At 58.5% G+C, this 8,286-nt stretch carries 8 protein-coding genes; all 8 read left to right on the forward strand.

Going from position 1 to position 8,286, the window contains the following annotated elements:
* Positions 1-322: 322 nt before the first annotated feature.
* The 8 genes from AWT75_RS19995 to rfaE2 all read left to right on the forward strand — a co-directional run bounded on the left by AWT75_RS19995 (position 323) and on the right by rfaE2 (position 8,149).
* Positions 323-898, forward strand: a complete 576-nt coding sequence (locus AWT75_RS19995; protein WP_052693830.1) for a GspH/FimT family pseudopilin — start codon at positions 323-325, stop codon at positions 896-898.
* A gap of 8 nt (positions 899-906) precedes the next feature.
* On the forward strand, positions 907-1,386 hold the full coding sequence (gene pilV, locus AWT75_RS20000) for a type IV pilus modification protein PilV (protein WP_204377131.1): 480 nt from the start codon (positions 907-909) through the stop codon (positions 1,384-1,386).
* Complete coding sequence (locus AWT75_RS20005) at positions 1,383-2,447, forward strand: PilW family protein (protein WP_062791474.1); 1,065 nt, start codon at positions 1,383-1,385, stop codon at positions 2,445-2,447. Before pilV ends, AWT75_RS20005 begins: the two co-directional genes overlap by 4 nt.
* Complete coding sequence (locus AWT75_RS20010) at positions 2,447-2,998, forward strand: pilus assembly PilX family protein (RefSeq protein WP_062791476.1); 552 nt, start codon at positions 2,447-2,449, stop codon at positions 2,996-2,998. The genes AWT75_RS20005 and AWT75_RS20010 overlap by 1 nt, the downstream gene beginning before the upstream one ends.
* Before the next feature lie 12 nt (positions 2,999-3,010).
* Complete coding sequence (locus tag AWT75_RS23640) at positions 3,011-6,049, forward strand: pilus assembly protein (RefSeq protein ID WP_161937789.1); 3,039 nt, start codon at positions 3,011-3,013, stop codon at positions 6,047-6,049.
* On the forward strand, positions 6,027-7,127 hold the full coding sequence (locus AWT75_RS20020; protein WP_062791481.1) for a pilus assembly protein: 1,101 nt from the start codon (positions 6,027-6,029) through the stop codon (positions 7,125-7,127). Before AWT75_RS23640 ends, AWT75_RS20020 begins: the two co-directional genes overlap by 23 nt.
* A gap of 8 nt (positions 7,128-7,135) precedes the next feature.
* The gene (locus AWT75_RS20025; protein ID WP_045845874.1) at positions 7,136-7,546 is read left to right on the forward strand and encodes a type IV pilin protein; all 411 of its coding nucleotides are present in this window, start codon (positions 7,136-7,138) and stop codon (positions 7,544-7,546) included.
* A 102-nt stretch (positions 7,547-7,648) separates the two neighbouring features.
* A complete protein-coding gene (gene rfaE2 / locus AWT75_RS20030; RefSeq protein WP_062791484.1) occupies positions 7,649-8,149 on the forward strand; it encodes a D-glycero-beta-D-manno-heptose 1-phosphate adenylyltransferase in 501 nt (166 codons plus the stop codon).
* Positions 8,150-8,286 lie beyond the last annotated feature (137 nt).

Here is an 8,286-nt window from a genome sequence, read left to right on the forward strand (position 1 = left end):
CCCGAACAGGACCGTGAAACGCCTTAGCGCCGATGATAGTGTGGCATTCGCCATGTGAAAGTAGGACACTGCCAGACTCCCCCTTCGAAGCCCAGCTCACACGAGCTGGGCTTTGTGCATTTGGGCGGCGGGTCGGCCATGCGCCATGCTGGCTGTCCTGACTCCTGTTACTGCCTTCCTGCTGCAGACCTTCCCTCCGCACAACGGATTCTTTTGCCCTCTGCGCGCCGCTGGTCAGAAAAAAACTATCTTCTGTCGGAAAATTCTTTACTGTTTTGCAGATGGTTTACGCTCATGGCGTAGAAATTTCTTGAGAATCGCCATGGCCGGGACGCGCTGCCTGCGTGGCTTTACCTTGATTGAGGTGGTGGTGGTGATGGCGGTGTTTGCCATTTTGCTGACCATTGCCCTGCCGTCGATGTCGCAGTTTGTGACGGAGAACCGGATCAAGCAAGCTGCCACCGATTTCGACATGACCTTGCTGAATGCACGCAGCAACGCCATGCGCATGGGTGTTCCTGTGGTGGTGTGCGCTTCCACCGGGGCCACCAGCAATAATGTCCCGAGTTGTGATGCATCCAGCTGGAGTTCCGGCTGGGTATCCTTTGTTGACTATCAGCGTACCGGTAGCCCGACAGCTTCCGGGGTGCTGGTGGTGCACGGTTCGATTCCGTCTTCCTTGTATGTCACCGTGACCCCGAGTGCGACCACGGCCTTCCAGTATCTGCCCGGTGGCCAGTTGCAATTGCAGGCCAGTGGTACGGGCGGATCGGCAGCCACAACCACCACCAAGATTGCCATTTGTGATGTGACAGGCAAGAGTTCGACCATGGCGCAACAGGTCAACATCCTGGCCAATGGCCGTCCGCAGCGCCTGAACCTGGGGACCTGTCCATGAACCGTCCCATGCCAGGAAATATCCGGCATGAGGCCGGGGTGACCATGATCGAGGTGCTGGTAGTACTGGTGATTGTGGCTATTGGCTTGCTGGGTGTTGCTGCCTTGCAGCTGAATAATCTGCGCTATTCCAGCATGAGCAGCGGGCGTCAGCAGGCGGCACTGGTGGCCGAGCAGCTGGCAGACCGTATCCGGGCCAATGCCGCGGCGGACTACTCCACGGCATCCGGCAGTTACAGCGGTAATTGTTATGCTGCTTCCGGCAATTGTCCGTCCACCACGCCGGCCAATCGCGCGGCCTTCGATCTGGCCGAGATGCAGGCTATTGCCGCAAGTAGTGGCCTGAGCAATCCGGCATTGGCGGTCAGCAAGGTGTCCAGTGGCGGTGTGACATTCGGTTATCAGGTGACGGTGAGCTGGCAGGAGCGGGCAACCAGTGTGGCTTCACAGACCGCGACCGCGTCCATGTCGGTATTGGTGAAACCATGAGCAAGCATCCTGTGTCCGCATTGCATGGTGGTGGCCGTTTTCAGGCGGGCTTCACCATGCTGGAGTTGATGGTGTCGGTGACCATCAGCTTTTTCATCCTGCTGGCCGTAACCAATATCTTTATTGCCAACCAGCAGACCCTGGCTGCGCAGTCGGGTAATGCGCTGATGACAGATAACGGCCGCATTGGCCTGGCGGTGATTGGCCGTCTGTTGAAGCAGTCGGGTTATTGTGATGAAGCGGCGTATAGCAACACCAATGCCAGTGGTAACTGGGTGGTGCCCTGTAATCACATCAATTCTGCCGCTGCATCGGGCAGTGCCGGGTCGGATGGTTTCAGCCAGATCAGCCTGAGTGCATCGGCTGCGGTGAGTATTGCCAGTGGCACCAGCAGTTTTACCCTGAGTAATGGCAATAGCACCAGCCTGAGTGCCATGGGGCAGAAGAGCGATACCCTGACCATCAGCTACATCACCGGGCCGCAGGCTTCTTCCAATACCGCCATGCCGGACTGTCTGGGTAATCCGTCGCCGGCGGCCAGCAATGTGATTGTGACCAACCGCTTCTACATCAAGGTTCAGGGCGTGGGGACTGGCAGTAGTCCGCAGGTGGTGCGACCGCAGCTGATGTGTGATGTCAGCTGGACCGACATCAATGGCAACGCCCTGTCCAGCGCGCTGACCAGCAGTCTGGTTTCATCGGGCATTGTGGCGGAGAACATCGAACGAATCGGTGTGTTGCTGGGTGTGGACAGTGCCAGCGATGGTCAGCCCGACTATTACACGCCGCCCAGCTCTTCCATCAGCATGAACAAGGTGTATGCGGTGCGTGTGGTACTGCTGGCCAGGCAGGACCCGGTTTACAACCAGGCGCGGGCCGAGGCTTTTGGTGGTGCCACCTTCAATATGTTCGGTAGCAATTACGGTGCAACGGTGTCGTCCAGCGACAACTCCTGGGTGGCACCGCTGGCCTCGGGCACGGTGGCGTGCAGTGCCAGCAATCCGTGCTGGGCGCGTCGCCTGTATGACTCCACCTTTGTCTTGCGCAACAGGATGTCGTGATGCGAGCGCTTCCAATCAATCCTGCGCAACGCGGGGCCGCCCTCCTGGTGGTGCTGGTGCTGCTGGTGGCCATGATGCTGATCGGCCTGACCGCGTTTTATTCGTCCAAGCAAGAGGAACGATTGGCGCGCGCCGGGCGTGATGGCCTGCTGGCGCGGGAGGCCGCGGAGGCGGCCTTGCGCTATGCCGAGGGGCAAATTGCCAGTGGCGTGATCAGCGGCAACCTGGGTTTCAATAGCTGTCCCAATAGCGCATCCACCGGGCTGTGTTCCAACTATGCCAGTGGGCCGATGAGTGTTTTGTTGGCCTCTACTGCGATTTCCACCTCGCCCACCACGGTGGCTACGGTGCCCGGCAGTGCCTGGAATGGCGGCAGCCTGGGCAGTTTCAGCTTGCAAGCCCCGCGCTATGCCATTGAAGCCATTCCGGATCAGGCGCCGGGCAGTGATGCGAGCACGGAAAGTTATCTGTACCGGATTACCGCCTGGGGTTTTGGTTTCAACAGCAATATCGTGACGGTGACCGAGTCGGTTTACCGCCCGTCGAAGTAAATGGAGTCGGCAATGAAAACCAGATTTGGCATGTTGGGAATGTTGCTGTGGGCTTGCTGCCTGTCGCTGGCGCAGGCTGCTTCGGCGGTGTCCATCGGTTCCCTGCCGCTGGCCGGTATCGGCTCTTCCTATGGCCCGAACGTGATGTTTGCCCTGTCGGTGGAATTTCCGACCGCAGGTTCGGCATTCAATACCAAGACATCCATCAGCAGCGTGGCGGACCTGGATGTTTCCGGCGTGGGCAATACCCCGTTTCTGGGATATTTTGATTATGCCAAGTGCTATCAGTACACCGGCTCGGGTTCCACCGGCTATTTCACTCCCTACAGCAGCGCTACATTAACTACGGTAGGCAGTTACAAGATTTATACCTGTGATGGCACGGCCTGGAGCGGCAATTTGCTGAACTGGGCCACCATGACGGCCATTGATGTTTTCCGTGCCACCCTGACCGGTGGTAACCGCGCCTTGGGTACTGGCGGATGGTCTACCTCTACAGGTAATACCACTGCGTCCACGCTGGTGAGTGATTATTCTGCCGGCGACTCCACCACCACTACCTATTTGCGTCGTGCTGCCGTGGTGCCCGGTCAGAACCAGAGCTACAACCTTACCGGCAAGGCGGTATCCGGCCTGACGGTAAGCGGTACCAATTACTTGGCCAAGGTCACGCCATATGCCAGTACCTATACCAATGTGTGGTTCAGCAACGGCCCCAATTACGGTAGCGGCTCTCATCCGTGGAGTGTGTCCATTTATCGGGCCAGCAGTAACAGCCAACCCAGCACCCCTTATGAAATTGATAACGCTATTGCCAAAGTATGCGTCAGCGGCATGGTGGAAACCGGCAGCACCACGCCTTACACCTGCAAGCAATATGGCAGCAATTACAAGCCGGAAGGACTGATTCAGTCCAATGGCAGCAAGATGCGTTTTGGTGCTGCCAGTTATCTGGTGAACACCCAATACACCCAGGATGGTGGCGCCTTGCGTGCCCGTCTGAAATACCCGGGTATTTCCCAGACAGTGACGGGTGGATCGGGCAGCAGTTACACGCTGGGTGCCGAGTGGAACAGCGATGGGACTTTCGTGGTGAATCCGGATGCCAACGATGCCGTTGCACATACCATTACCTCCACCGATACCTCAACCACCTATGGCAGCACGCTGGCGGTGTCCAATAGCGGGGTAGTCAATTACCTGAACAAGTTTGGCGACACCATTGCCAGCAATATCGGTTACAAGCAATACGACCCTGCCGCCCATCTGTACTATGCCGCGTTGCGCTATTTCCGCAATTATGGCAATTACTCCACCTTTACCAGTTCTCTCAGTTCCAATACCAGCTGGCAAGGTGGTTTCCCGGCCATTACCGACTGGGATGATCCCATCCTGAATTCCTGCCAGAAAAACTTCATCATTTATATTGGTGACACCAATACGCACAATGATATTGACGTGCCCGGTTCCAGCTGGTCCGGCGCTGCCGTGCCGACCGATGACACCGCCTTCAACGTGACGACCTGGACGCAGAACCTGGGTACGGATGAGGGCATGACCGGCACCCAATACCAGACGGTGAATACCGGTTCCACCAACTCGCCACCGTATATAGCCGGCATGGCCTGGTGGGCGAATACCAACAATATCCGCACCAAGTCCGGGGACAGCAAAACGGCCAGTGTCAGCTCCTTCATGATTGATGTGGTGGAGGGCGGTAACTACAAGGGGGTTGGTAACTCTCCATGCTCCTCCAATTGGAGTTCCAATGTCTGCAATGCCTTCTTCATGGCGGCAAAATATGGCGGATTTACCGACTCCAATGCAAATAGCTGGCCGGATCTTCCCAAGGAGTGGGCGTCGGCGGCCAGTAGCAGCACATCCACTACCGGTACCAGCTCCATTTCGGTGTTCCCCAGCCCGGCCACCGGTTATACCGGCACACCAACCAACTATGCACCGGCCAATAATCCGGCTGCCATGGTGAGTGCGCTTACCAATGCACTCAGTACGGTGTCCGGTGCTGCCAATGCATCGCAGGCAGGCCTGGCAGGTTCCTTTACCGGTAGCAAGGTATTCACTGCCAGTACCTATATATTCCAGCCAGCGTTCAACTCCACCGACTGGAGTGGTGACCTGATCGCCAACACCTATTCACTGACTACCAGTTCCACCGGTGGCATTACCGTGAGCTACACCCCGGCATGGCAGGCCAAGCTGAAACTGGAAACCCAGCTGAACAACAGTGTGAGCTCGCGTAATGTGCTGACTTACGACTACACCACCATGAGCGGTGCAACATTCAATACCAGCTGGTATTCCGCACTCAGCACCAAGACCGATGTTCCGACCGGTACCACCAGCTTCCAGTACACCGGGCTGAATACCGGTGGTTACGGTACTTATCGGGTCAACTACCTGCGTGGTGACAAAACCCAGGAGGGCAGCTCCGCTTCGCCACAGTTCCGCACCCGCAACTACCGCATGGGCGATGTGGTGCATTCCACGCCGGTGTTCATTCCTACGCCGACGGCGGATCCGAGTGGCTGCTCCTACGATGCCAATCTGTCCAGTCCGGCAACGGACCGGGCGACCATTTTTGCCCGGCCGGCCGCAGTGGCCGTAGCCGCCAACGATGGCTTCCTGCACATTTTCAACGCCACCTACGGCAGCAGTAATGTGGGCAATGAACTGGCGGCCTACCTGCCGGCCAGCATTTACCCCAATCTGCCCAATCTGAGCTCTACCAGCTATTCACACCAGTTCTTCAATGACGGCTCGCCGCTCTACAAGGATGTGTGCTTCCGGTATGGCAGTAATGGCTCGGCACTGGCAACTCCGGAAGCCCGTTCGGTGGTGGTGGGGACGACCGGGGCAGGTGGCAGCAGCGTGTATGCACTGGATGTCACCCATGTGGACAGCCTGGGCAGCAGCAATGTGCTGTGGGAGTTCTCGGCCAAGGACGATGCCAAGCTGGGCTATACCATTGGCAGTCCTGTCATCACCAAGCTGGCCAATGGCCGGCCGCGTGATATTCGGCAATGGCTATAACCAGAGCAGCGGCACCACGGCCTCGCTGTTCGTGCTGTATCTGGACAAGCAGCCCGGCACGGCCTGGACGCAGGGCAGCAATTATTTCCGTATCGACCTGCCCACCCCCACCTTGCTGAATACTTCGCCCAATGGCCTGTCCGAGCCGGGCATCATCATCAGCAATGGTGCGGTAAAAACCGTGTATGCGGGTGATCTGAACGGCAATTTGTGGAAGTTCGACCTGTCATCCGCCACGCCGGGCAACTGGACTGCACCGACCACCCCGCTGTTCACCGCCTGTGCCGGTGCATCCACCGGCCAGACCAGTGGCACCCAGTGCACCGCCAGCACGGTGCAGCCCATCACTTCCGGGGTGAAGGTGACCCGTGACCCGCTGCGTGGTTATCTGGTGTTGTTCGGCACCGGACAGTATCTGTCCGGCAATGACCTGAGCCAGAGCAATACCCAGACCCTGTACGGCATCCGCGACGATGGCACCTTGTCCGGCAAAACCACCATCTCGGCCAACCTGCTGGCGCAGAGCATCGGTTCGCAGGTGACGACCAGTACCGATATCAGCAACGGTAACTCGCTGACCTACTACAGCATCAGCAACAACACGACCTCCACCATCTCGTCGTGCTCCGGGGTCAACGGCTACCTGCCCAGTGGCTGCAACGGCTGGTATCTGCCGCTGACCGCTACCGGTTTCACCAATAGCCGGGTGGTGACCACGCCGGCCTTGTACCAGAACACGCTGTCCTACTTCACCGCCATCACGCCTTCGTCCACCAGCGTGTGCGGCAGTGGTGGCACCACCACCTTGTTCGGCCTGAACTATGCCACCGGTGGCGGCACGACCTCGGCAATTTACGACACCTCGGGCAATGGCTCGATGAACAGTACCGACCAGGCAGCCAATGCCGTGACCAGCAACGGCATTGCGCCCGGAGGCCCCATGCTGGTGATGGTGGCCGGCAAGAGCTATATCCTTAACAGCACCGGCTCCAGCGGGGGAATCGGCATGCAGGGGAATGCCAACTACAGCACCATGTATGGTCGCCTGTCCTGGCGGGAAATCATTCAATCCTGGTGAGCAAGAACATGACGGATAAAAACAGCGGTTTTACCTTGATCGAAATGATGATCACCGTGGCCATCGTCGGCATTCTGGCGGCGATTGCCCTGCCGTCCTATCGCAACTACATCATTCGTGGCCACCGTAGCGAGGCGGAAACCGTGATGTTGCAAGTGGCGCAGGAGCAGGAGCGTTACTACACCATGAACAACCAGTACAACATCGGTGCCACCCAGGTCAGCCCGCTGGGAGCGACCGGCACCTCCATCCTGTACAACATCACCGTGGCCAGCGGCACGGCCCCGGCCGGTTTCCAGGTGAATGCGGTGCCGGCCAACAGCCAGTCTCCCGAGAGCCAGTGCGGCACGCTGACGCTGGATTCATTGGGCAACAAAGGGTCTAGCGGCACCTATTCCACCGCCGATTGCTGGAAGTAGGGCCGCCGCCGCATTCCGGCGCATTGTTTCTGTGTCGGCATGCAGCCTGAGGGCGTGACTACCGTATAATGTCGGCCAGTCACGCTCCTTACAGGCCTTGCCATGTCCTACCCCACACCTGCATTCGAAGACAAGATCTGCCCGCCGGAACAACTGGCACAGCGACTGGCGGCATTGCCGCGTCCCATCGTGTTCACCAACGGCTGTTTCGACATCCTGCATCGCGGTCATGTTACCTACCTGGCACAGGCCCGGGCGCTGGGTGCCAGCCTGGTGCTGGGGCTGAATACCGATGCCTCGGTCAAGCGTCAGGGCAAGGGCGAGGACCGGCCCATCAATAACGAGCAGAACCGCGCCGCCGTGCTGGCCGCGCTGGAAAGCATCAGCCTGGTAACCTGGTTTGACAGTGACACCCCGGCCGAGCTGATCGAGCTGGTCAAGCCGGATGTGCTGGTCAAGGGCGGCGACTGGGCGGTGGACAAGATTGTCGGCAGCGCCGAAACCCTGGCCCGTGGCGGCCAGGTGCATTCCATTCCCTTCCTGTTTGCCACCTCCACCACGCAAACCATCAACAAGATCCGCGCAGCCGAGGATCAGGCGTGAGCGAACATGCATTTGCCGTACTGCGCCAGCTCAGCGATATTCCCTTCCTGTTTGCCACCTCCACCACGCAAACCATCAACAAGATCCGCGCAGCCGAGGATCAGGCGTGAGCGAACATGCATTTGCCGTACTGCGCC

The sequence above is a fragment of the Aquitalea pelogenes genome (assembly GCF_001515305.1).
Taxonomy (GTDB): Bacteria; Pseudomonadota; Gammaproteobacteria; order Burkholderiales; family Chromobacteriaceae; genus Aquitalea; species Aquitalea pelogenes.